This window comes from Enterococcus innesii (assembly GCF_022846515.1).
GTDB lineage: Bacteria > Bacillota > Bacilli > Lactobacillales > Enterococcaceae > Enterococcus_D > Enterococcus_D innesii.
Genome location: NZ_AP025635.1, coordinates 2,469,043 through 2,494,385, shown reverse-complemented (window position 1 = coordinate 2,494,385; position 25,343 = coordinate 2,469,043). Strand labels below are relative to the sequence as shown.

General features: G+C 44.0%; 22 protein-coding genes. 6 read left to right on the top strand and 16 right to left on the bottom strand.

Going from position 1 to position 25,343, the window contains the following annotated elements; genetic code table 11:
• Nucleotides 1–105 precede the first annotated feature (105 nt).
• Complete coding sequence (locus ENLAB_RS11690; RefSeq protein WP_005232137.1) at nt 106–1,149, top strand: LacI family DNA-binding transcriptional regulator; 1,044 nt, start codon at nt 106–108, stop codon at nt 1,147–1,149.
• Between the two features lie 59 nt (nt 1,150–1,208).
• On the opposite strand, the gene ENLAB_RS11685 is transcribed toward ENLAB_RS11690, so the two are convergent.
• Together ENLAB_RS11685 and ENLAB_RS11680 are read right to left on the bottom strand one after the other, a co-directional pair.
• Nucleotides 1,209–2,876 carry a heparinase II/III family protein gene (locus tag ENLAB_RS11685; protein ID WP_244351182.1) on the bottom strand — a complete coding sequence of 556 codons (1,668 nt, stop codon included), beginning with the start codon at nt 2,874–2,876 and terminating at the stop codon, nt 1,209–1,211.
• Nucleotides 2,873–3,721 carry a hypothetical protein gene (locus tag ENLAB_RS11680; protein WP_244351179.1) on the bottom strand — a complete coding sequence of 283 codons (849 nt, stop codon included), beginning with the start codon at nt 3,719–3,721 and terminating at the stop codon, nt 2,873–2,875. The genes ENLAB_RS11685 and ENLAB_RS11680 overlap by 4 nt, the downstream gene beginning before the upstream one ends.
• A gap of 169 nt (nt 3,722–3,890) precedes the next feature.
• On the opposite strand from ENLAB_RS11680, the gene ENLAB_RS11675 reads away from it, so the two are divergent.
• Nucleotides 3,891–5,726 (top strand): DUF2264 domain-containing protein, encoded by a 1,836-nt coding sequence (locus ENLAB_RS11675; protein ID WP_244351177.1) that lies wholly within the window; start codon nt 3,891–3,893, stop codon nt 5,724–5,726.
• Nucleotides 5,727–5,970: 244 nt separating this feature from the next.
• Here the strand turns inward: ENLAB_RS11675 and ENLAB_RS11670 are convergent, their stop codons facing one another.
• Both ENLAB_RS11670 and ENLAB_RS11665 read right to left on the bottom strand, forming a co-directional pair.
• A complete protein-coding gene (locus ENLAB_RS11670) occupies nt 5,971–6,456 on the bottom strand; it encodes a hypothetical protein (protein ID WP_244351174.1) in 486 nt (161 codons plus the stop codon).
• Nucleotides 6,457–6,499: 43 nt separating this feature from the next.
• On the bottom strand, nt 6,500–7,315 hold the full coding sequence (locus ENLAB_RS11665) for an AraC family transcriptional regulator (protein WP_244351172.1): 816 nt from the start codon (nt 7,313–7,315) through the stop codon (nt 6,500–6,502).
• A 101-nt stretch (nt 7,316–7,416) separates the two neighbouring features.
• Here ENLAB_RS11665 and arfA point away from each other — a divergent pair, with 101 nt between their 5' ends.
• Complete coding sequence (gene arfA, locus ENLAB_RS11660; RefSeq protein ID WP_244351170.1) at nt 7,417–8,949, top strand: arabinosylfuranosidase ArfA; 1,533 nt, start codon at nt 7,417–7,419, stop codon at nt 8,947–8,949.
• A gap of 246 nt (nt 8,950–9,195) precedes the next feature.
• Here the strand turns inward: arfA and adhE are convergent, their stop codons facing one another.
• The 9 genes from adhE to ENLAB_RS11615 form a co-directional block, all read right to left on the bottom strand.
• A complete protein-coding gene (gene adhE, locus ENLAB_RS11655; RefSeq protein ID WP_244351168.1) occupies nt 9,196–11,787 on the bottom strand; it encodes a bifunctional acetaldehyde-CoA/alcohol dehydrogenase in 2,592 nt (863 codons plus the stop codon).
• 308 nt (nt 11,788–12,095) lie between these two features.
• On the bottom strand, nt 12,096–12,587 hold the full coding sequence (locus ENLAB_RS11650) for an NUDIX hydrolase (protein WP_142424129.1): 492 nt from the start codon (nt 12,585–12,587) through the stop codon (nt 12,096–12,098).
• A 139-nt stretch (nt 12,588–12,726) separates the two neighbouring features.
• Nucleotides 12,727–13,245, bottom strand: coding sequence for a GrdB-related putative oxidoreductase (locus ENLAB_RS11645; RefSeq protein ID WP_086293925.1), 519 nt, complete (start codon nt 13,243–13,245; stop codon nt 12,727–12,729).
• A 17-nt stretch (nt 13,246–13,262) separates the two neighbouring features.
• The gene (gene celB / locus ENLAB_RS11640) at nt 13,263–14,618 is read right to left on the bottom strand and encodes a PTS cellobiose transporter subunit IIC (RefSeq protein ID WP_005227350.1); all 1,356 of its coding nucleotides are present in this window, start codon (nt 14,616–14,618) and stop codon (nt 13,263–13,265) included.
• Nucleotides 14,619–14,686: 68 nt separating this feature from the next.
• Complete coding sequence (locus ENLAB_RS11635) at nt 14,687–15,019, bottom strand: PTS sugar transporter subunit IIB (RefSeq protein ID WP_005227348.1); 333 nt, start codon at nt 15,017–15,019, stop codon at nt 14,687–14,689.
• 39 nt (nt 15,020–15,058) lie between these two features.
• Nucleotides 15,059–16,006: a glycosylasparaginase gene (locus tag ENLAB_RS11630; protein ID WP_244351166.1), complete on the bottom strand. Its 948-nt coding sequence runs from the start codon at nt 16,004–16,006 to the stop codon at nt 15,059–15,061.
• Between the two features lie 125 nt (nt 16,007–16,131).
• On the bottom strand, nt 16,132–17,433 hold the full coding sequence (locus ENLAB_RS11625; RefSeq protein WP_244351164.1) for a Sapep family Mn(2+)-dependent dipeptidase: 1,302 nt from the start codon (nt 17,431–17,433) through the stop codon (nt 16,132–16,134).
• Nucleotides 17,434–17,458: 25 nt separating this feature from the next.
• The gene (locus tag ENLAB_RS11620; RefSeq protein WP_016609636.1) at nt 17,459–18,187 is read right to left on the bottom strand and encodes a GntR family transcriptional regulator, LSA1692 subfamily; all 729 of its coding nucleotides are present in this window, start codon (nt 18,185–18,187) and stop codon (nt 17,459–17,461) included.
• Nucleotides 18,188–18,213: 26 nt separating this feature from the next.
• Entirely contained in the window at nt 18,214–19,056 is an 843-nt protein-coding gene (locus tag ENLAB_RS11615) for a YitT family protein (protein ID WP_005227341.1), read from the bottom strand.
• A gap of 236 nt (nt 19,057–19,292) precedes the next feature.
• Between ENLAB_RS11615 and ENLAB_RS11610 the strand changes: the two genes are divergently transcribed.
• Nucleotides 19,293–19,724, top strand: a complete 432-nt coding sequence (locus ENLAB_RS11610) for an Hsp20/alpha crystallin family protein (RefSeq protein ID WP_142962413.1) — start codon at nt 19,293–19,295, stop codon at nt 19,722–19,724.
• Nucleotides 19,725–19,855: 131 nt separating this feature from the next.
• Here ENLAB_RS11610 and yajC read toward each other — a convergent pair whose 3' ends face one another.
• Together yajC and tgt are read right to left on the bottom strand one after the other, a co-directional pair.
• Complete coding sequence (gene yajC, locus ENLAB_RS11605; protein WP_005232170.1) at nt 19,856–20,197, bottom strand: preprotein translocase subunit YajC; 342 nt, start codon at nt 20,195–20,197, stop codon at nt 19,856–19,858.
• 83 nt (nt 20,198–20,280) lie between these two features.
• Nucleotides 20,281–21,426 (bottom strand): tRNA guanosine(34) transglycosylase Tgt, encoded by a 1,146-nt coding sequence (gene tgt, locus ENLAB_RS11600; RefSeq protein ID WP_005227333.1) that lies wholly within the window; start codon nt 21,424–21,426, stop codon nt 20,281–20,283.
• A gap of 198 nt (nt 21,427–21,624) precedes the next feature.
• Between tgt and ENLAB_RS11595 the strand changes: the two genes are divergently transcribed.
• Complete coding sequence (locus ENLAB_RS11595; protein WP_061053705.1) at nt 21,625–22,335, top strand: DUF975 family protein; 711 nt, start codon at nt 21,625–21,627, stop codon at nt 22,333–22,335.
• A 448-nt stretch (nt 22,336–22,783) separates the two neighbouring features.
• Here ENLAB_RS11595 and queA read toward each other — a convergent pair whose 3' ends face one another.
• Nucleotides 22,784–23,815, bottom strand: a complete 1,032-nt coding sequence (queA, locus tag ENLAB_RS11590; RefSeq protein ID WP_005227329.1) for a tRNA preQ1(34) S-adenosylmethionine ribosyltransferase-isomerase QueA — start codon at nt 23,813–23,815, stop codon at nt 22,784–22,786.
• Between the two features lie 352 nt (nt 23,816–24,167).
• On the opposite strand from queA, the gene ENLAB_RS11585 reads away from it, so the two are divergent.
• On the top strand, nt 24,168–25,343 hold the full coding sequence (locus tag ENLAB_RS11585; protein WP_005227327.1) for a betaine/proline/choline family ABC transporter ATP-binding protein: 1,176 nt from the start codon (nt 24,168–24,170) through the stop codon (nt 25,341–25,343).

Here is a 25,343-nt window from a genome sequence, read left to right as displayed (position 1 = left end):
TTTTTCCTAAAAAAAGTAAAATTTTTACTTGAGAGCAATTTCTCTCTTGGTTTTTTTACTAAAAAGAAATATACTGAAGAGGAGAAGCATTGGAGGAGGGATTCTATGGCTACGATTACCGACATAGCGACCATAGCTGAGGTATCAATATCAACCGTATCACGGGTTCTGAACTACGATCCTAGTCTTTCAGTGACCGAAGAAACCAAACGAAAGATTTTCGAGGCAGCTGAAAAACTAAATTATACGAAATACAAAAACAAGCAAAAGCAGCGTGAACTACCAGTGGATGTACCAAAAAAACACAACAAATCGATCGGGATCGTTCAGTGGCGGATGGATGATGAAGAATTAGAAGACATTTACTATATGTCGATTCGTTTGGGTGTGGAAAAACGCGCCGCCGAACTGGGTTGTGATCTGTTAAAAATCTCCAACCTTGATGAGTCAGTGATCCAGTCCGTCGATGGCTTACTGGCAATCGGCAAGTTTACAGAAGAGCGGGTCAAGAAACTCCATGAGCTACACCCCAACCTCTGTGTGATTGGCAGTAACTTTCCACTGGATGACTACGATTCTGTCAATACCGATTTTACGCAAGCAACCGAGTTGGCTCTTTCTCACTTGATGGGACTTGGTCATCAAAAAATCGCCTTTATCGGCGCCGAGGAAAGTCAAAATATGTATGGGTATCGGCGGTACAAAACGCCAACGGTCAACACCTATGTCGATATGATGCAGCATTATCAGCTGTTTGATGAGGATTATTTCATCGTGAAAGAAAATAGTCGGTTGGATGTCCAAACGGGGGAAGAATTAACGGAGCAGGCATTGGCTTTGTGGCAAGACCGCTTGCCGACTGCGATTTTGGCAGCCAATGATGCCTTTGCGATTGGGGTCATTCATACGCTAACGGCTCATGGAATCAAGATTCCTGAAGACATCAGTGTTATGGGCATCAACGATATTTCGGTGTCCCGTTATGTCTCTCCACCTCTTTCTTCGGTCCAAGCATTTACTGAAGAGATGGGTGAAACGGGGTTAGAGCTACTCTATAACCGCATCGAAAATCCTGGGATCGCCAGACGAATCTTTTTAAGTACCCAGCTGGTGATTCGTCAATCTACCGCAAAACCAAAAGAAGGCTGAGAAGCTGCGGTGTCTTCTTGCATTGAACAACGTCATTGCAAGGAAGCACCGCATCTTTCTCACCCTTTTTTTATTTTGATGGTCGTTTTGATTTCCCCTGTCTGCTCAAGCGTGTATTCGGCTTGAATCAAATACGCTTGTGCCTGTCCACCATGGTGATCTTGATAAGTGACTGGCTGTATTTGGATCTTATCACTGGTAAAATAAAGAACACAGCGCGCTTTTTTTGTCAGTAGCTGGACGGTCTTATTTTGCACCATTGGTGGTATGTCCGTAATAAAGTTTTCCACCACCAGATTCTTTGGTTGGTGCTCGTCAAAGACAAAATGGTCTTCGATCGTTACTTGTTGCTGCGAGACAACGAAGCGTCGCTGGTATTCAGTGACCGCTGCTTTCGGATAGAACGCACTGAGGTCTAAGTCAAATCGCTGGTCATTGACCTGCAGCACCGTTGCTTCCTCGGCAGTTGCGCGTTGGGTGTGCTGATTGATGATCGGCAGCGAATGACTGATTGCGGCTGCGGGAAAGTAGTGATAGCGCGTGTTCTCGTCAAAATACTCTTTGGTGTACTCCCCTGCACCAAGGTCCGTCAGAAACAGCTCCTCCGTCGTTCCTAATACAAAATGACCGACATCGAGATGATTGTGGCTTTCTTGATTGCTCCCCCCTTTGGCAGCAAAAAAAAGATTCTGCTGCACATCTTTTGCCATGAACCACTGCGCTTGTTCAAAATAGTGATGAAACGAGGCATTCGTTTCTCGTGTGATCGCTTCGTTATGCCAATACAAATTTCGATAGCTGTGGGCAAACCGGTAGCAAGGATCAAAATCTAACGGACTGACCCCCGATAATTGGGGAACCGCCACGCCCAAATGCTCGTAGCAATAACTGACCAAGCCACTAGGCAGTTCGATCGCCGAATAATCAGAAAAAGGAATGTAACGCCCTGGAGAAATCATCGTGTAGTAAGGAAAAGCAGCAATTTTTCTGGTTTTAGGCTGCTTTAGGTAGGTATCTTCTTGCAATACTTCTGCCAACAATTGCGCATAATACAGAAAATAACCAAACCCATACGCCCAGTATCCGACACCTTCCACACAAGCCCCATCTTCGCCAAAGCTGTTAAGATAGCTTTGCATTGCAGTATCCAATCGTTTGATTATCCGCAATTGTCGCTCGCTTTTTTTCGGCAATACATAGAGCGCCGTCATTCCAAGACAGCCACCAATGACTGCGGGCCAATTGTTCTCTTTTGTCTCCCACTCCCAGGTTTGCTCCTCGAAGGGTAAAAAAAGCCGTTGATCGATCTCATACAACACTCGTTCTGTGATGACTGGTGAAAGGTCCCCCCCAACCAACATAAACAACTCTGCTAAGGATTGCCCAGTTTCAGCTGCAAAAAGATCGACTGTGTGGCGCGCTTGCGAAGAAAACTGGCCATCGACAATCGGCAGATGCGCTGGCAGACACCATGTATATTCATTACAGATTTCCCAAATCACCTGTTCCAGCAACACTTTGATCGCTGCCTTACGCTCTATTTCATAAGCAAGTCCTAAAACCACCAGCATCCGTCGGCGGGCAAAATAATGGGATTCGAAGACAACACGATTCCCCGATTCGAGATACTCTTGATAGCCTTGATAAGGCAAATAGGGAATCTCACCAGTGTCAAGGTAAGCCTGTGCCGCCTGTAAAATTTCTTCTTTTACATCTGCTGGATTCACGCGTTTTCCTCCTGAATGGAGCGTCCGAAGACTTCGATTTGGGTCAACGCTGGAAATGGTGAGGGATCGTCATTTTGGATCAGCTCATACAATTTCACCCAAGTGACCGTTCGCGACTGGAAAGAAAACCGTTGAGGCTGGCTGCTTTTGACCGTCTGCAAGATTTCTTGACTCCCATCGGAAAACGCCAACGTGACTTGTTGCCAATAGCTATCATGGGGAAAATCCGCCCGTAACGTAAGCGCGCATTGGTCGATGCGGACCTCATGACCAAAGTCGATCGTCAAAGCGGCATCTGCTTGTTGATTGATCCCCCATGAGCCATAGGGATAATTGCCATGAGACGTATTGGCAAAAATGCCATCAATGGCGTTACAAGCGAAAAACGTCGCATCATCTCTTGTTTCAACATTGGCATGGGCATGCGGATAGGCACCCAAGAATTCTTTTTGATCATGAGGGTTTAAGGCGACGTTGCGGTAAGCCGCTAGTTCTTCTTTTGTTGCTACCCGCACACTCAAATAATGGCTTTTCCCAGCAAAACGGCCTTCTGGCGCGGCTTCTTTGGCATTTTCACTAAGATGTACGGGGTAGATCCACTCGTTGCCTTTGATGTACACCAAAGTAGTCGCCAGCGTTTCATCGAGTGTGACCCACACAAATTGTCCACTGCGTGAGAGCGAGACAACGATTTTATCTCCGTCCTCGTAACAACACTCTTGGGATGCCAACGTGACAAAGTCTTCCGCCGTCGCTTGCAGAAGGGTAGGTTCACTTTCAGGTGTTCGTTTGCCTTGTTTTACTTGATGCTTTTGGTCATAAATCGTTAAGGAAATCTGGGTCATTGCATGTAGCTCCTCTCGTATTTTCTCCATTATAGCGATGTCGACAAAAAAATGTAACTGTTTCCAGCGATTTTTTACTATTTTTTTACTTAAAATCGAAAAATGTAACAGTTTCCATTTCTTTATTTTACTAAATAAAGTAAAATAACAAATAAAAGGAGCTGTTTACATGAGAAACTTCCAAGAAGCATTAAGTAAGAACCCTCTTCGAACCAAAACCGATCTAGAAGAGGCCCTTGTTGATCTGGTCACTCCCGTATACGAATGTATGGCACAACAAGGAACTCCCGGAAGGGTCCACCTAGGAAATTCAGGAGCTGTGTATACTCAGGAAAAGAGTGACATCGAAGGCTTTTTACGGACACTCTGGGGATTGGGCCCATTGTTCAGCCAAGAAGAAGCGTGTCTTCGTTACCCAAAACTTTTTCAACAAGCCAATGCCGGGATCGTTGCAGGCACCACCCCGACCTCTCAGGAGTACTGGGGAAAACTGCATGACTACGACCAATTGTTTGTGGAAATGGGTGCCCTTGCTAGCTATTTGATTTTTACCAAACCCGTCTTTTGGGATCGCCTCACACCAAGAGAGCAAACGAATCTCTTTGATTGGCTCAATCAGATCAATCAGCACACGATCCCTAAAACCAATTGGCTCTTCTTTCGGATTTTAGTCAATACCTTCTTTGAAATGGCGGCATTGCCTTTTGTAGAAACCACCCTTTTGGCTGATCAAGAAGAGATCGAGAGGTATTACTTAGCAGACGGCTGGTATTTTGATGGCTATGAAAACCAAATCGACTATTATATTCCTTTTGGGATGCAATACTACGGACTCCTTTACAGTGTTCTTACCTGTCGTTCCCAATGCCTGTATCAGTTTAGCTACCGTCAAAGAGCCACTACGTTCGCTCATTCCTTTAAACAGTGGTTCACGAAAACCGGTGCGGCATTGCCTTTTGGTCGTAGTCTAACGTATCGGTTTGCGCAATCAAGTTTCTTTGCCGTCGGGGCTTTCGCCGATATAGAATATGAGGGTTTCACCAAAAACGAAGGAAAATATTTACTGTTACAAAACATGCGTTACTGGTTTCGCCAACCAATCTTTACGCAAGAAGGCTTTTTAAGTATTGGCTATGCCTACCCCAACCTAAATATGGCTGAAGGCTATAACGCACCAGGATCGCCTTATTGGGCTTTCAAAAATTTCTGTGTATTGGCCATCCCAGCGGATGCTGAATTTTGGACGCTTGAGGAGCAGGTGCCAACCTTTGCCACACAGGTGCGCAATCCACATAGTCGCATGCTTTTGGTGCATAACCAAGAAGGGACAGAATTGCAAGCTTTCACTGCGGGGCAACATTCCCACGAACACGCTCACGGGAATGCCAAATACGAAAAATTTGTCTATTCGACAACGTTTGGGTTTAGCGTACCGAAAGCAACCGTTTTATTGAAACAAGGTGCCTATGATAATACATTGGCGATCTCAGAGGGGCAGACGGATTTTAAAACAGCTTTTGGTTACGAAGCCTTTGCGATTGAAGATGACTACGTCTATAGTCGCTGGCGCCCCTACGATCAGGTCGTCATCGAAACCTTTGTGATTCCGATGTATCCTTGGCATCTGCGTTACCATCGGATTCAAACGGATCGAAGGTTGCAACTGGTCAATGGCAGCTTTGCAGCACCAGCTGATGGTGCTGCGCTTTCTAGTAAAGAAGGCACCTTTTATCAAAGCTCGGTTGGCTGTGTCGGTATCAAAACCTTCCCGACGTATCAAGAGGGTACCCTCTTGATGCCAGAACCCAACACGAATCTACTTTATAGTCGAACCGTCATCCCTCAAGTAAGCAAAACCGTTCTCGCCGGACAACAGGAATGGCTCGTTGCGTGTTTAGGGAATGCCTTTTCTGATCAGATCCCACCCTTTGATGTCACTATCACAGCGGACAAAATAACAATGAGCCAAGGGGATCAGAGAAAAACTATTCAGCTTAACTACTAGCAAAAAATGATTGGCAAATGCTAGTAGAAAAGCTACCGAAAACACCTTTCTGATTTACAGGATTGAAGAATGTCCCCCCAGAAGTTCGCTTTCAGTCTAACGTTTCAGCGTCGGTACCTTCTGATCCCTCCGTCTCTATTGGCAAAGAGCAAAAAAATACTTGTACCACAAAACGGTTCTTCACGCATTGTGAAGCGCCGTTTTTTTGGTACAAGTGATTCATGTTTTGATTGACGATCAGTGCTTATTTCCCGAAAAGCTTTTGGAGAAACCCTTTTTTCTCAGGGACTTCCTTTGTTTCAGTCACCTGAAGCGGTCCAGTTTCCTTCACGACTTGCTGAAAACCACGATTGTCTTGCAGCAACAGACCGTTTAGTTCCAAAATCCCAGTCAGACTGCCAATCATCCGCCGCACTTCTCCCGCACTTTTGCCAAAAAAGCGCTGGTCGTCGTTTGCTTCGGCTTCTTCCAAAATGACCAGCAGCTGCTGGATGCTTTGATTTTGTTCACCTAAGACGTACGACAACTGGTCAACTTCCGCTGCGGTAGTTGCCGCTGACGGTACTAAATCCGTTACGAGCTTTAAGCTATCTAAATAATCCTTTAAGTCAAAAATGAACGTTTGTGCTGCTTCATTATTCATTAATTGGCTTTGACTCAATTTTCTTTGTAGCGCTTCCAATTCGCTTGAACGTTTAGAAAGTTCGCTTACGATCGTTTCTGTATCCATACGCCACCTCCTAATGACATTGTCCCGTTTTCTCTTGCATCCGTCAAGAATTCGTCGGACTTTTTTCTGCGTTTTTACCGATCAGACCTGCCGATTGCTCCTGTTGGTACTTTGTCGGTGCACAGCCATAGCGCTTCGCAAAGAGCCGATTAAAATGGTTGATATTTTGGAACCCAGATTGAAACGCCGCCTCTCGAATCGTTAGTGTTTCGTTGCTGCGTAAATAAAAAAACTTTTGAAACCGAGCTTGCAATAAATCTTCTTTGGGCGTGGTATGAAAAAACTGTTGATAGAGCTTATAGAATTGGCTTTTACCGATGGAAAGCTCTCGGCTAAACTGGGAAAAATCCCATTGCTGCTCGCAATTGACTAACATTTTCAACCGCATCGCTTGAAACAGTTGATAGTGTTCGTTTTGTGGTTGCGGGATGCTTTCTTCAAAATTGCGTTCAAGTAAGACCAATAGATTTGTCATATACGCCGCGATCAATTCTTCCGTGTGCCGTTGCGGCAACAAGGATTCATGATTGATCTTTTGGATCAATTTGTTGATTTGTTGAATATTTTTCGGCTGGAACAGTTGGTTGCAAGGGATCGCATAGGTTTCTTCGATCACCTGATCCGTTTGAAACTCAACAAAGCTATTAAAAAAATCTTCTTTGCCACGATAATCTTGATAGACGGTTGGAGGAAAAAGAATGCAGCTACCTTTTTCACTGGTTTCTTGATGACCATCTTCAAAAGTGAAAACCATTGGAGACAACGTCAACACGAAAAGATAATGCTTTAAGCCAGAAGGTCGATAAATATGATCGGAAACAGCATTGTGCATTTGAAATCCTGAATAGGTTACGTTCAACTTCTCACTCCTTCCTACTTGCCTTTAGTATAAAGAAAACGGACAAAACGTCAATAGAATAAGACAGAATGTAGTGTTTATTTTCATGGACTATCGCTACAATGAAAGAAAAGAAAGGGGTTGCAAAATTGAAGAAAACTACGATGTATTTAGACAAACACTTTATTTTGGCACCAGTCGACGAACGGATCTACGGCTCTTTTGTGGAGCACTTAGGGCGCTGTGTGTACGAAGGGATCTATCAACCAGAAAGTCCTTTTGCCGATGAGCAAGGCTTTCGTCAAGATGTCGCTGCCTTGATCAAGCAGTTGAATGTGCCGATCGTCCGTTACCCAGGAGGCAATTTCGTCTCTGGGTATAAATGGGAAGATAGCGTCGGCCCTAAAGAGCAACGGCCAGCAAAAATCGATTTGGCCTGGCGGGTGATCGAAAGCAATCAGTTCGGCTTAAACGAATTTATGGATTGGACCAAACAAGTCAATACGGCACCGATGATGGCGATCAGTCTTGGGACACGAGGAATCGAAGCAGCGAAAAACTTGATCGAATACACCAATTTAAAAGGCGGCAGCTATTATAGTGACCTCCGGCGTGCCCATGGGGTGGCCGATCCTCATGACATCAAACTTTGGTGTCTAGGCAATGAAATGGACGGTCCTTGGCAAGAAGGACATAAGACAGCCGATGAATACGGCCGTCTCGCAGAAGAAGCTGGCAAAGCGATGCGTCTGGTGGACCCAACGATCGAAACCGTCGCTTGTGGTAGTTCTTCTCTCACGATGCCGACCTTTGGCATGTGGGAAGATACAGTCTTAAGTCATTGTTACGATCAAGTCGACTACATTTCCATGCACCAATATTATGGCAACCGTAACGGCGATAGCCAAGATTATCTAGCAAGCAATGTCGCAATGGATCAGTTCATCAGTCAAGTCGCAGCAATCTGTGATGCAGTGAAAGCCAAACGCCGAAGCAAGAAGACTATCAATATTTCCTTCGACGAATGGAACGTCTGGTATCACTCAAATGAACAGGATCAAAAAATTGAACCTTGGAGTCAACACCCACCACAATTAGAAGACGTCTATCACTTTGAAGATGCGTTACTCGTCGCAAGCATGATGATCACGATGCTTCATCACGCAGATCGCGTTAAAATCGCCTGCATGGCACAGCTGGTCAACGTGATCGCACCGATCATGACTTCCGATACTGCCGCTTGGAAACAAACGATTTTTTATCCCTATGAAATGATCAGCAACTACGGTCGCGGTCACGTGTTGCATAGCATCCTTCGAGGGGCTGATTTCGATAGCAGCCACGGAAAAGCTTCTTATGTGGATGCCATTGCGATCGAAAACGAAGATGACTATTTGACCTTTTTCTTGGTGAATAAGGATTTGCAGGATGCCAACGAATTCACTTGCGACTTGCGTCAATATGATTCATTGCAAATCGCTACCCATCAAGTCTTGCACCACCCAGACTTGCATGCTGTCAATACCGAAGCAACCCCGAACAACGTTGTGCCCGTCAATGGAAAAACAGCGGAATTGAATGACGGCATTTTGCGTGTCGTCTTGGAAAAACAAAGCTTCCAGATGCTACGCTTGAAGAAAAACGTCAGCAAGTAACGAGCGTATCTGTTTGAGCAAAAAAAGCAGCAGCCTTGGTGACATCCTGAAAAAACGAGACTTTTAGGGAGTGGAGAAATCCACTCCTTTTTTATGATCCACCGCCCTGTTTAATTGCTATTTTTCGCATTCTTAACTGATCTGGGTAAAAAGGCGGCAACTGTCGGCTTACTTTTTCAAAAAAAGAGACGACAAAAGAACACCCTGCGGCAGCTAAGATACCGCAGGGTGTTCTTGATTCATTGTTTAGCCGTTATAGGCATCAACGATGATTTGTTTCAATTCAGAGATTAGTGGTTCTTTTGGATTTGCTGTTGTACATTGGTCTTCGTAAGCCAATTCAGCCATGCGATCAACTGTTGTATCTAGTGTTTGTTGAGTGACGCCTTGCGCTTTCAAGCTCATGTCGATACCCACAGATTGTCCTAATTCGTAAACAGCTGTTGCCAATGCTTCAACCAATTCAGCCGTTGTTTTGCCTTTAAGGCCTAAGAATTTCGCAATGTCTGCGTAATCTGTATCGGCACGGAAGAAGTCATATTTAGGGAACATTGCATGTTTTTGTGGGTCTTTGGCATTGTAACGGATGATGTGCGGTAAAAGAATCGCATTTGTACGTCCGTGAGGAATACCATATTCACCACCGATTTTGTGAGCTACAGAGTGACAAATACCTAGGAATGCATTGGCGAAGGCCATACCTGCCATTGTTGAGGCATTATGCATTTTTTCGCGAGATTCCATATCAGGTGTTTTCACTGATTTTTCTAAGTAGTCAAAGACTAACTTGATTGCTTGTAAGCTCAATCCACGAGTGTAATCAGATGCCATTACTGAAACATAAGATTCGATCGCATGAGTCAAAACGTCCATTCCAGTGTCTGCTGTAACAGAAGCAGGTACTGACATTACGAATTGAGGGTCAACGATTGCTACATCTGGTGTCAATGCGTAATCAGCTAATGGGTACTTCACGTGTGTTTCACTGTCAGTGATAACCGCAAATGGGGTTACTTCAGAACCAGTACCAGACGTTGTTGGGATACAAACGAATTGCGTTTTTTCTGGTTTGTCGATCTTGTATGTCCGTTTACGGATATCTAAGAATTTTTGTTTCGCGCCGAAGAATGAAGTATCTGGGTGCTCATAGAACATCCACATGCCTTTGGCAGCATCCATTGCTGATCCACCACCAAGGGCGATCACTGTATCTGGTTTGAAATCAACCATCATTTTTGTTCCAGCGTAAACGGTGTTTGTTGATGGGTTTGGTTCTACGTCAGAGAAGACTTCGATTTTCACGTCATTTTTACGACGAGCAAGTACTTCACGAACCGTATCGCAATAGCCGAATTGAACCATACCAGGGTCACAAACGATCATGACACGTTCAACGTTTTCCATTTTCTCCAAGTACATTAGAGAGTTCTTTTCAAAGAAGATTTTTGGTGGCAATTTAAACCATTGCATATTATTTCTCCGTTTCGCTACAGTTTTCACGTTGATCAAGTTCACAGCAGAAACATTTCGTGATACAGAGTTTTTCCCGTATGAACCACAACCAAGTGTCAATGATGGAATCATTTCGTTGTAGATATTTCCGATACCACCTTCTGCAGATGGTGTATTAACTAAGATACGGCAAGCTTTCATGCGTAGGCCGAATGCTAATTGCAAGTCTTCGTTTTCAGTGTGGATCACCGCTGTATGGCCTAATCCGCCTAAATCAAGCATTGCTTCACATTTTTCGAACGCGTCTTCTGTGTTGTTTGCTTTGATCATTGCTAAAACTGGAGAAAGTTTTTCTCTTGATAGTGGGTAATCAGCACCGACACCGTCAAGTTCAGCGATCAATAATTTTGTTCCTTCTGGTACGTTGATGCCTGCTAATTTCGCGATTTCCATTGCTGAATGTCCAACGATTGCTGGATTTACGGCATATTTTCCTTCGTTCATCACGGCATCTTCAAGTTTTTGTAATTCTTTTGCTTTTACAACATATACTTGATGTGCTTCAAATTCTGCTTTCACAGAGGCATAGACTTCTTTATCAACGATCACTGCTTGTTCAGAGGCACAGATCATTCCGTTATCAAAAGTTTTTGATACGATCAAGTCATTGACTGCTCGTTTCACTTTCGCTGTTTTTTCGATATATGCAGGTACGTTCCCTGGTCCAACACCTAATGCAGGTTTACCAGTTGAGTATGCTGCTTTGACCATGCCAGCGCCACCAGTTGCTAATACGATCGCAATTCCTGGGTGGTTCATCAATAAGCCAGTCGCTTCGATTGATGGATGTTCGATCCATTGCACACAGTTTTCAGGTGCCCCAGCAGCGATGGCTGCATCACGAACGATACGTGCAGCTTCTGCTGAACATTTTTGTGCAGATGGGTGGAAAGCAAAAACGATCGGGTTACGTGTTTTCAAAGCGATCATTGCTTTAAAGATCGTTGTAGATGTTGGGTTAGTTGTTGGTGTTACCCCACAAACGACACCAACTGGTTCAGCGATTTCAATCAAGCCTTTTTGTTTGTCTTCATTGATCACGCCGACTGTTTTGTCATGTTTGATACTGTTCCAAATATATTCTGAAGCGTACATGTTTTTGATCGCTTTATCTTCATAGATACCACGGCCAGTTTCTTCTACTGCCATTTTAGCTAAAGGCATATGTTTGTCTAATGCTGCCATTGCCATTTCATGAACAATGTGGTCCACTTTTTCTTGGTCAAAGCTTTCCATTTCTTTTAACGCCACACTTGCCTTCGTTGCTAAATCGTCGATCATCGCTTGTACGTCGATTGTCACTTCTTTTTCCAATGTCTTAGCCATTGTATGTCCTCCTAGTTTTTAAACATGTTTTGTTTGTTAACTACTTCACATACAGATCATACAACATCTTTTTTTGTTTGTAAATAGTTTTTGTGATTTTTTTCACAGTTTTATTAAACTCCCTTTAAATTAAGCGTTTTCAAGAGCTCTCAAGGAAAAGAAGTGGACAAAAGTTTTGGTTTTTCTTAAGAAAAATGTCATGTGCTCAGTTGAACAATAGAGAGGTTTACGAAAACACCTTATCCTTATTAAATATAATCATCTGCTCTTTTCACTTTTTCTGTCAAACGTCTTACGATCTGAAAGGATTACTCATAAGAAGGGGCTTCTAATACATCCCATTTCATTAGGCGTTGGCTTTTTGCCGTAAATGCCTCCTGTTTAAACACCTCACAAGCTTTTATTACAAGAGGTGATGCATTTTGTTCATTTAGCTGCTCGATGGGGAAGAAAACTGCTCCCAATGAATCTTGGCCTGTAAATTGGTGAACGTTTTTTTCAAGTTTTCCAACGATTGCTCGAATCTCATAAAAAACACAGATATGATTGTTCATTGTTGTCTCTTTGTATCGCCAAGGATAGAGAAAATTAATTGTTCCTAATTGATGATAGCTAGTGACGGTCATGCCGGTTTCTTCTTTAAATTCTCGGCACAGCGTGTCTTCCAGCAATTCACCTGCCTCCATGCTGCCGCCTGGCAAATCATAGCGGTTTTGATAAGGTCCCGCCTTCTTTTTGATGACGGCCAAGCAGTTGCCTTGAAACAAAATTCCATATACTCCAAATGCGGTATGGTACAACCGAATCCCTCCTAACTTGTATCTATTCTACGTAAATCAAAACAAATCATCAACAGGCTTAGTCGATTTATGTCTTACATCGAACATGCTTGGCTTGATTCATAAAAAAACGACCAGCCAACGCTGATCGTCTTTCTCTTTAAAACAAATCGTCTTGGTCTGCTTCTGTTAGAGGCTTTCCGTGGGCAAGCTGGGAAACAACGTGCGCCATCTTTTTGTAGGAATCATTCAATCCAATCCCGCCTTTTTTCGGCATCTTCAAAATATAGATGTCTTTGGCATAGATTGCCACTGCTGGGTTTTCCTCTGACATCGCTGCAGCCCCTGGAATTCCTTGCGCGTTGAATACTTTCGTCAATCCTGCTGCCATTTCGCCAAAATTAGGATAATGCATCGCAGGTCCGCAAAGAACGGCATCGGCATCAAATTTTTTAGCAAACCCCACAAATTTTTTGTTCACTTCTTCTTGATGCTCGTGATAATATTGGTCACCACAATAAAGCGTTGCAACGATTTGTGCGTCTTGCTCTTGAAAAAGTGGATTCAAGGTTCGACCTGGACCAAGGGCAGCTTTTTTGCCGCTTGGCGGCAACTGAGCATTTTCATCACTTCCCATCCCTGCAGTGACATGATTGAGAATCAAAATTATTTTTTTCATGAGCGGCGCCTCTTTTCTTATAGATCATCAAAATCGAAATCGTCAAAATTGATTTCCTCTTCTTCTTGTTCAACGGCATCCGCTTCTTCTTTTAGATATTGATTATCTAAGACTTTGATAAACGGATAATAAATAGCCATTCCTAAGAGGATCAACAAGACTTGTAAAACAGACGCTTGCCAACCACTGACTAAGAAACCAGAAATAATCGGCGGCGTGGTCCAGGGCAGTTGAATTCCATTGGTATAGTTGACTAATCCAAGATCCATACAGAAGTAAGAGATAATAATATTGATCGTTGGCACTAAAGCAAAAGGAATCAGCAGAACTGGATTCAAGACGATCGGTAACCCAAAGATGATTGGTTCATTGATCCCAAAGATACCTGGTATCAACGATAACTGTGATAGTTTTTTGACCCTTTGGCTTTTACAGACTAAGATCATGACTAAAATCAAAGACAATGTCGAACCGCCCCCACCAAAGGTCGCGAACATGTCTTGAAATTGACCGGTGATGATGTTAGGAATTTCTGCGCCATTCTTGAAAGCATCTAAGTTTTCAATAGATAATGCCCGTAAGATAGGGTTGAAGACAGCGCCGACCACACTGGAACCATTGATCCCAAAGAACCAGAAAAAATGCAAAAATAGGTAGGCTATGATCATGGCACCTAAAGTATTTCCTAAACTTAACAACGGTGTCTGTAAGAACTTAAAGAGGATCTCTTGCAGATTGCCATAAGACGTTAAGTTGGCTAACCAGTTGGCGATCATAAAAACCGTCACGATCACAAAGCTGGGAATCAATGCCTCAAAGGATTTCACCACGGTTGGGGGAACACCGTCAGGCATTTTGATCGTCCACCCTTTGCGTAATAACGCAACGAACATTCTGGTGGAAATCAAGGCAACGACCATCCCTAAGAACAAACCGCTAGAACCCATCCATCGTAATGGCAGGCTGCCAACTTCATATACTTCCGTAGAGCCTTCTGGTGTGAAAACGGTCGTAAATGGTGTCACGATAAAAAAAGAAACGAGTGAAATAATGGCTGCTTGCATGGCATCAACTTTAAACTGTTTTGCCAAACTATACCCGATCCCACCAACGGCTAAAATCGTCATAATGTCAAAGCTGGCTGTTGCTGGCATATTCAACATCGTTGCCCAGTTGTCTCCCAGCAAACTGCTCATCATCTCGTTCCAATTTGGAATTGGAAAATTGGTCAAGACTAAAAAGAGTGAACCCACGATCAACAACGGTGTGGATAATAAGAAACCATCACGAATCGCAATCAAGTATTTGTTTTCACCGATCGTCTTTGCCATCGGTGTTAACACTTTTTCTAACCAGTTTAAAAATTTCTGCATTTTTCTTCCTCCCATCTGCGTGCTATCTGGCAGATAACACGTAGTCCCCTGTTACTCCAACACTTTTATTACTTTGCTTTGGCTTTTTTGATCAAGCTTAAGGCATCTTTCAACGCTCGTTCGCCATCCATCATGCCGTATGCTTCTGTCGCGATCGTGCCGACTGGAATCCCCATTGGCTCGAAAGTTGCTTTCATTTTGCTATCTAAGTGTCGTACTTGTGGACCTAACAAAATAGCGACTGGTTTTTCTTGTTCGACTTTTTCTTCTGCATGGATCGCAGGGAATGCTTCGATCGTCAAAGGCATGTTGTGCTTTTTGACGACTTCCATCATTTTATTGACCATGATACTCGTTGACATTCCAGCTTCACAAAACAAATAGATTTTTTTCGTTGCCATATCCATTCCTCCAATGTTTGTTTTTCTCAATCGCGGTTTTTAGACCGGCGCTTTGATTCGTTTTTCATAAGCCTCCAACCATTCTTTCGTGATGGGTTCAATCACGGTTGTCTGCTCAGGTCCTGGCGTTGCCATAAAAATAGCAGGCTCTTGCTTGGTGGTTGCGACACTAAAGGTAAATTCTACATTGGTTGCCACCCCCCAGCGACCCTGTTTATCTAAGGCGATCAGCGAGAAGGCGCCGGCTTTGCCGTAGCGCTTCTTCAATCGCGCTTCAAAGTCGTAAACGGCTTGATCACATGCTTCTTGCGGTGCTAGCCCTTCTCCCATCAAACGGACGATCTCGTAGGAAAGGCAGCCTTTCATCAAGTCTTCCCCTAAACCTGTGGCAGCGGCACCGCCGATTTCACTATCCACATAAAAACCGGAACCAGATAAAGGTGAATCGCCAACACGACCGCTTTTTTTCATAAATAAACCAGAACTAGAGGTTCCTGCTGCCATGCTTTGGTGTTCATCCAGCGCAACTACTCCCACTGTATCGTGGCCGTCATAGGGATCGAGGTTGTTGGCAGCGATCTCTGCTTTGCGCTTTTCCCAAATGGTTTTGGCTCGCGGTGTCAGCATCTCTTTGGGCTGGAATCCTTCGGCAAGCGCATAAGCGACCGCTCCTTGGCCGATCCGAAAACTATTGAATTTTTCCTCACTTAGGCTGCGTGCCACGGAAATAGGATTTTCCACATCGACGATCCCAGCGACGGCACCAATTTTGAAGGTATCACCATCCATGAAGGCAGCGTCCATTTCCAACACGCCTTCTTCGTTTGGCAGTCCGCCATACCCCACCGATTTATAAAATGGATAATCTTCCACTGCTTTAATGGCTGTTTCTACTGCATCTTGGCAGGAGCCTTGTTGCTCTAATAGTGCTTTAGCAGCGAGCACGCCATCGTGTGCCATCCGCCATGTAGCAATCATTCCCCACATAAATATCCCTCCATTTTTCATAGCGCTTTCAAGTATATTCTATACGGTATATACTACTATGTCTATACTAAAAAAAGAGTTTCTCAAAAAAAAATGGAAAAACTCTTCTTCGTTCGTGTCTTCGCTTATTTTGTCAGTGCTTGTAAGCTGCGCAGATAAATTTCAAGATTCATCCGTAGATCGGCAACCGCCATGTACTCATCTTGGTTATGAGCGATCCCTTTTTGCCCTGGAAAAGACGGACCAAAAGCAAGGATGTTTGGCATTTTTCGGGCGTAGGTTGCTCCTGTGGTGGTCACGGGGGTTGGATCATTGCCCGTTACTTGGTGATAGATCGACGATAGCGTTTGGATTTCGGGGGCATCTTTTGATCGGCAGAACCCCGGAATGCTGCGAAGGATCGTAAGACTTGCCCCTTTTGGCAATGCCTTTTGCACCCCAGCGAGTACTTGTTCCTCCGTTACCGATACCGGATAGCGAAAGGCCACTTCTAACGCTAGTCCACTGGCGGATTTTTGGAGAACCACAGGGGTCAAGATCAACTTTCCTGAATCAGCATCTTCTAGTACCAAATCAATGCCTTCGCCATAGTGCTGCTGGTGAAAACTTTGGGCGATCCACTGCAAAGCTGCTTGCAAGGATGGTGTCGCTGCTAGTTGCGGTGCTGCTTGCTGGGCAAGCTTTGTAATGGCGTTGTCCCCTAGCTCAGGGGCATTGCTAGGGGAGCGTTTGCCTAGTGCTTCAAAGGACTGGCTGCCTATGGTTACCGATAGGTGGTCTGGCACATGATCGCGGAATTGATCGCCAGAAAACGCCGCTAACAGCTGCTGTTCTTGGGCGGGCAATGGAAAATCAAGTTGCACATTGACGACACCCCGTTCGCCGTAAACCACTGGATACTTGCAGTCTGGCGTAAAACCAAAACGCGGTGGCTGCTCAACCGCTAGATAATGCGGGATATCCGACATGCCGCTTTCTTCATCTGTACCGAAAATGATCCGCAACGGTAATTGCGGTTGATGACCAAGGTCTTTCAATAATTTCATGGCAAACAAACAGCTGATGATCGGGCCTTTGTTATCTAAGATCCCTCGGCCATAAAAGTTGCCGTCTTTTTCAGTTAGTGCAAAGGGTGGGTAGCTCCAGCCAGAACCTGCCGGCACGACATCCAAGTGTCCTAACACACCAATATAGTCGGTATCCGTTGGTCCCCAATGGGCATAGCCGATCGCATCATCGATGACCGTTGTTTGAAACCCGTATGCTGCACTTTTTTCCATGACATATGCTAACACTTCTCGTGGTCCTGTGCCATAAGGCGCATGGGGCACCGGCTCACCTTTGACGCTTGCGATCTGCATCACCTCGCTCAAAAGTGTGAGAAATTCTGACCAATTGGCTTCAATACTTGCTGTGAGTGGATCCATTGTCTTCACCTCTAAAGGATTGATTTTATTTTTGACGCACTAATGTATTTTTGAAGGTATATTTGTCTGCTCGGTAATAGGATGTATCGTATAAGATCGGTTTAGCTGATGCGGAATAGGTCATCGAATGGACCAAAAGCATCGGTTCCTCTTGAGGCACCTGTAAAAGTTTCGCAATATCGGCAGGACTTTTCACAGCTTCCACCTCTTGATGGGAATAACCAATCTCGATGTTGGCTTCAATGACTTGATACAAAGACGACTCTAATTGAGCTTTCGTGAGTTCTGCGGTGTCTTCTTGCAGATAGCGTTTCAGTACGTAAAGATTTTCCACCGTCATCGGCTCATCATCAAAGTAACGCAAGCGCACCAAATAAACGATCGGTTCCTTGGCGTAATCGCCAAACAGCTGCCCAATCTCTATTGGGAGCTCTTTGACGGTTTCGATATGCAAAACTTCCGTACGGGTCTTTTTCCCTTGGATCTTTGCAGTCTCGGTAAAACTTTGAAGACCGCCGGAGCCGCTTTGGATCTTGGGCTGTTTCATGACATAGGTTCCTTTGCCTTTTTCTTTCACTAACAAATTCTGGCCAATCAATAGATCGATGGCTTTGCGCACCGTTAAACGGCTGCACTGAAATTCCTCTGCTAAATCATAATCGGAAGGAAGCTTTTGGCTCGTCACGTACGTACCTTCATGAACCCGTTGCGCAATCTGCTGGGCAACTTCTTGAAATACTGCTTGTTTTTTCAACGTCTCTCCTACTTTCTTTCACTTTGCTACCATTCATAAAACGATCGATTGGCACTGACGCCAGAAGAAACACTGACAAACGCTTGTTCATCGATTCCTTGGATCATGCCTTCGACGGTCTTGAGTTCTCTATGGGAAATGACCAGTAATAATAGTTTTTTCTGTTGATGATCAAATCCACCTTCGACATCGTTGATGACCGTGATGCCTCGCTGCAAAGCACATTGCAACGTCGTAATGACGGGTTCTGCTTTTTCTGTAACGACCAGCAGCTGCACACGCCGCTGTTTCAGGTTGACGTAGTCGACCATCCGCCCACTGATGAAGAAGGAAATGGCACTATAAAAAGCATAGGGCCAGCCAAAGATCAGCCCGGCTGCTAGCTGCAAACTGACATTGAAGCCGATAAAGAAGCTACCGATACTTCTACCAGTGGCTTTTTTCACTAAAATCCCTAAAATATCAAGCCCACCCGTTGAAAAATCGTCGTTCAATGTCAAGCCCACCGACACCCCGTGCAGCAATCCGCCGAACACGGCACAGATCACCGGATCGGTCGTTAAAGCAATGACCGGTACCACCTTCATCATAACAGAAGACAGGACGACGGTACAAACCGTCATGATGGTAAATTCTCGATCGATTTTAACCCAAGCAACCGCTAACAATGGCGCATTAAAAAAAAGCACCAAAAGCGGGATCGAAAGCTGCAGATTCAACTGCTCGTCTAAAAGCTGCGACAACAATTGCGACAAACCAGTGATCCCACTCGCATAAATATTTCCCGGCAGCCAAAAGAGATTTAAAGCAATCGACGACAACAATGCATAGATCAAAGCAACAAGCATTCGTTTTCTATAACGTGCCATGTTTTTCCTCCTCCACTTCGCCTTTAGTATATATCACTAAGTATATACTGTCACGTAGAAAAAGCAGGCGAAATGAGGGGAAAAACAGGAACGAAGCAAGGTAAAAACACGCCAAAATCAAGGAGTAAAACGTTGGTATCAAAGGTTTTTTAAAGCGAGTAAATCACTTGAAATTCGCTAAAAAATGAATAAAATAAAAAGTGTAAAAACAAAAGAATAAAGAAAGGATGATTCTTATGACACATGAGATTGTGCCACGCCGCTCAGATTCATACAGTATGATACCTTTTGATTTCTTTGAAGATTTTGGCCGCAGTTTTTTTGATGGGTTTCCATCGAACCTGATCAAAACCGATATTCACGAGAATGACAATGAATTTCTCGTTGAAGCAGAACTGCCTGGCATCCCTAAGGAAAATATTCAAGTAACCTATGAGAATGGGGTTTTAACGATTACGGGACAACACCAGACGGATCATGCGACCGAAGATGAAAAAGGACGTCTGGTTCGCAGCGAGCGCAGCTTGACAAGCGTTCGGCGACAATACCTGCTAGAAAACGTCAAAGAGGATGAAATCAAAGCCTCTTACGCTGAAGGAATTTTGAAATTGACGTTGCCAAAAGACCAAGGCAAACAAGCGTCAAAGAAACTGATTCCGATCGAGTAACGAAGGCAATCAAAGCACTGCAGCAAAACGAGCGATCTCTGTTTTGCTGCGGTGCTTGTTTTATTTTAGAAACTGTCCGACTACTAAAAAAACGCACCATCGCTTCTGAGAAAGCGACGGTGCGTTTGTGCTTATTCTTTGGTTTCGTCTTGGATGCTCGTTGCGTCTTCGACATCAGCTGGTTCGATTTGTGTTTCAACGGATGCAACAGTTCCAGGTTTCACTGTGCGGATCGCTGAACGATCAAACTCTAAGAAAATTCCTTCACAGTCGATGATCACGGTGCTTTTTTCTGTGTTGACTTCAGAAAGAACGCCGTGGAGTCCGCCGATGGTTACGACTTCATCGCCAGCTTTCATATTTTCTAAAAGATTTTTACGCTCTTGCTGTTGTTTCTTTTGTGAACGACTCATAAAGAACCACATTGCCACTAAAGCAACCAGCATAAAGAGCATTGGTAAAGATTGTGCCATTTTTTTCACCTCGATTTATTTTCTTTCCTATAAGATACTTTATCAGAATTCCTCTATTATTCCCACCATTTTAGTAGAGAATGTTAGAAATTCCTCGCATTTTCCTTGTTGAACCCATACTCTTCAATAAAATGCTCACGGAACTCCAACAAGTTGTCATCCATGATGGCTTGACGGACATTTTTCATCAGATTCAATAAGAAGTAGACATTGTGGTAAGACGTCAAACGCATACCAAAGGTTTCATCACATTTGATCAAGTGGCGGATGTACGCACGAGAATAGTTTTTACATGTATAGCAATCACACTTCTCGTCAATTGGTCGAAAGTCACGGGCATATTGCGCATTTTTCACGACTAAACGACCTTTTGAAGTCATACAGGTACCGTTTCTTGCGATCCGTGTTGGTAAAACGCAGTCAAACATATCGACACCGCGAATCACGCCATCGATCAAGGAGTCAGCTGCCCCAACGCCCATCAGGTAACGTGGTTTGTTTTCTGGAATCCAAGGAGTTGTAAATTCCAACACGCGATTCATTTCCGCTTTTGGTTCGCCAACTGACAGGCCGCCGATGGAATACCCTGGGAAGTCCATACTGATCAAGTCTTGGGCACTTTGCTTGCGCAAGTCTTCAAATCCTGCACCTTGAATGATCCCAAACAAGCCTTGCCGATCTGGATTGGCATGGGCTTTCAAGCCACGCTCCGCCCAGCGAGACGTCCGTTCCACCGATTTTTTGACGTAGTCATAGCTTTCATCAAATGGCGGACACTCATCAAAACTCATCATGATATCTGACCCTAATTTGTTTTGGATATCAATCGCTTTTTCAGGAGATAAAAACATTTTCGACCCATTCAAATGGTTTTTGAAATGGACACCTTCTTCGACGATGTTGCGCATTTCGGCTAATGAAAAGACTTGGAAACCACCTGAATCTGTTAAGATCGGTTGATCCCAATTCATAAATTTATGTAAGCCGCCTGCTTCTGCAACAATGTCTTCTCCTGGACGCAACCACAAGTGATAGGTATTGCTTAAAATGACGCCTGCACCCATTTCTTTCAACTCTTCAGGGGCAAGGGTTTTGACCGTTGCTAATGTGCCGACTGGCATGAACATTGGCGTTGGAAAGGTTCCGTGAGGCGTGATCAGTTCGCCTAAACGGGCACCGGTATGCTTTTCTTTCTTTATCAGACGATAACGAATGGCTGGTTCCGTCATTCATTTCCCTACTTTCTCTCTAAACTCGATTAACTGTGCAACGCTATCTATGATAAGGGTTGCCCTTACATTTTGCAAGGAAGTTTAGAGAAACTAAGAGTATTTTCTCCTAGTTATGCGAAACATCTATTACTTTTTTTTGAAGATTTAGCGAAAGTTTGCTATCATGTTATTTATATTGAAGGGAGGTTTTTTGAAATGAAATCAAATAGAGAACTAAAAGCAGAAGCAAAAGCAATCCTGAGAGGCCGCTGGAAAGACAGTGTTTTGATGTGTATTGTACCGACTTTGATCTCGATCGCTATCGCACTCGTCATTATCGTTCTTGCTGTTATTCCATTGTATCAAAGCGGTATGTTCAATGATCTTGGTTCTACCGATGCAGTCAATTCCGCTGGCGGAAGCGGTGGCAGTGGTGGCGGCGGTTTGATCAGCGGTCTATTTTCTGCCTTATTCGGTGCGGGGATCTCTTGGACTTTCCTTGACATTTTACGCGGTAAGAAGCAATCGATCCAGCCCTTTTCTGATGTCTTTCGTGGCTTCAGTGGTGCTTTCGTGTTAGGGATCATCGTCATCTATATTTTGTCGACTATTTTCACGACATTATGGACATTCCTGTTTATCATTCCTGGAATCATCAAAGCTTATTCTTATTCTCAAGCATATTTTGTCTTTTATGATACCTACGAAGAAACCGGTATGCGGCCAGATTTTCTCAGCTGTATCACGGGGAGTCGTCATTTAATGAAAGGCTACAAAGGACAATTGTTCATCCTAGATTTGAGCTTCATCGGTTGGCACATTTTGGCCATCATGACAGCAGGAATTGGCTACTTATGGCTGACACCTTACATCAGTGCAACCAAAGCAGCGTTTTATGACAATCTGCCTAAACGAGCACTTGCTTAAAAGATCGGTTCGCCGGTCTTTTTTTTGAGGAAAACGACCTTTTTCTTTTGCAAACGCTTCCGTTTCGTGTTATAGTATACGTGTAAGGAAGGTAGCAACTCTGTTGGTGGTTTTCGTAAATATCGCAAACTCAATCTACTAAAAGTTGTTGAACGTACAAGTTTCACCTAGTACCAAACGTGTAAAGTAACAAGAAGAAAAACGTAACAAGGATCGAACATTTCCATATCGAAAAATGATACGTCTCATTTTGTATCGGAATACACGAAACATGTGTAAGTTTGTAAATGAAAACAAATTTTCGAGAAACATTGCTTTGCATGGACCACAAAAAGCGACCACCACTTATACCTTCCTCTAGTAGTAAGCTGGGCGACAAAAAAAGCAGTTCTAAAAGTTGAGAAATTGATTCAACTTAAAGAGCCGCTTACGTCGCTCAGTTTTTTGTTTATTTTAAGAACATCGCATCGCCAAAGCTAAAGAAGCGATATCGCTCATCAATGGCATGCTGGTAGGCAGAAAGTGTTAGGTCGCGTCCTGCAAAGGCACTGACTAACATCACTAAGGTTGATTTTGGTAGGTGGAAGTTAGTAGAAAAAGCTTCCACGATTTTAAACTGATAGCCTGGCGTGATAAAAATACTCGTCCACCCACTATCGGCTTTGATTTGCCCATCAAACTTGGTCCCAATGGTTTCTAATGTACGGATCGAAGTCGTTCCGACTGCAACGATCTTGCCACCATTTGCCCGAACCTCGTTCAATTGTGCGGCAGCTTCTTCTGTCAAACGGTAAAATTCGCTGTGCATCTCATGATCAGCGATATTATCGACACTGACTGGACGAAACGTTCCTAAACCAACGTGCAAAGTCAGATAAACCAGCTTGACGCCTTTTGCGGCGATCTGCTCTAGCAATTCTGGGGTAAAATGCAAGCCGGCAGTTGGTGCGGCAGCTGAGCCGTTTTCTTTGGCATAAACCGTTTGATAGCGGTCTGGGTCTTCTAGCCGTTCTTTGATGTAAGGCGGTAACGGCATTTCGCCAAGTGATTCCAGAATCTCTAAAAAGATCCCTTTGTATTGAAAACGAATGATCCGGCCGCCGTGATCGAGCTCTTCTTCCACCACTGCCTCTAATCGTCCGTCGCCAAAGGTGATCTTCGTGCCGACTTTGGCTCTTTTGGCTGGCTTGATCAAGGTTTCCCACGTATCCCCTTCAATATTGTTCAGTAAGAGGATTTCTAAATGGGCACCTGTTTCTTGTTTTTCGCCATAGATACGAGCTGGTAATACCCGTGTATCATTCATCACCAAGGCATCACCGGGTGCCAATTCATCAATGATGTTATAAAAGTGCTTGTCCTCAAATTTGCCAGTCTCGCGGTCAACCACTAATAAACGGGAACTTGAGCGATCACTTAATGGCGTTTGAGCGATCAGTTCTTCCGGTAAGTCAAAATCAAAATCTTCAGTTGTAAGCATGTTGTTCCTCTCTTTCCCTAAATTCTTCTCTATTCTAGCATGTTTTTATAAAAATTGAAAAAACAGCTTTTAATTCTGCCCTTTCTTAGAAAAAATTAAAGAGACTGCTGCCAAGGCCTTCAGCAAAAAAGTCTCCTTTTTCCCAATGAAAAATAACGACATATTTCCGCTGCTTCTTTTCTCTATGCATCGCTCCTTAATTTGGACTTGCTTATGGCGCTATTTTCAGTTTTGTCTATACAATTATGAAAAAAATGGGCAGATTATTTGAATAACACGTGACTTTTCGGCATACTTAGTACAGATTATAAGCCATTATTCAGATTGCTTAAATAAAAATAGAGGTGACATCATGATTGAGTTTCAGCAGGTATCCAAAATTTACAAAGGTGGTAAAGTCGCTGTTGAAGATGTGAATCTTTCCTTTGAAAAAGGCGAATTCATTTGCTTCATCGGGACAAGTGGTAGCGGAAAGACGACTTGTATGCGGATGATCAACCGTATGACGGATCCTTCTAAAGGAAAAATCTTGATCAATGGAAAAAGCGTTACAGAGATCAACCCAGTGGAGTTACGCCGTCAAATCGGCTATGTGATCCAAAGCATCGGTTTGATGCCTCACATGACGATTCGGGAAAACATCACATTGGTTCAAAAATTGTTAAAAGTCAGCCAAGAAGAACGCAACAAAACTGCCGAGCGCATGATCGACTTAGTGGAATTGCCACGAGAAATGCTCGACCGTTACCCCAACGAATTGTCTGGAGGGCAACAGCAACGGATCGGTGTTGTCCGTGCCTTGGCAGCTGACCAAGATGTCATTTTAATGGATGAGCCTTTTGGCGCACTAGACCCAATCACTCGTGACTCCCTACAAGATTTGGTCAAAGACTTGCAAGAACGGCTTGGAAAAACTGTCGTCTTTGTTACCCATGATATGGACGAAGCATTGAAGCTTGCTAGCCGTATCGTGATCATGAGTGAAGGAAAAGTCATTCAATTTGATACACCAGAAAATATTCTGCAACACCCGGCAACACCGTTTGTGGAAGAGTTGATCGGTGAAGACCGCTTGTTACAAGCAAAACCTGACACGACGCCAGTCAAAGACGTAATGTTAAATACCCCGATCGCTATCACACCAGAAAAATCCTTACAAGAAGCGATTCACTTGATGCGAGAAAAACGGGTCGATACCTTGCTAGTTACCGACAATAGCAACGTGCTAAAAGGCTACATCGATGTCGAATCCATCGACCGCAACCGTGGCAAAGTTACTAGTGTCGGCGATATCTTGAACAAAGATGTCTTTTTCGTTCGCGAAACCGCCTTGTTGCGGGATACCTTGCAACGCATCTTAAAACGCGGCTTAAAATATGTCCCAGTAGTAGATGCCGACAAACATTTAGTCGGGATTTTGACCCGTGCTTCCTTAGTTGATATCGTTTATGACGTGATTTGGGGCGATGAGCCATCGATCATGGAAGCCATTGAGTCGGCGAAACCTGAAGAAACTGAGGAGGTCTAG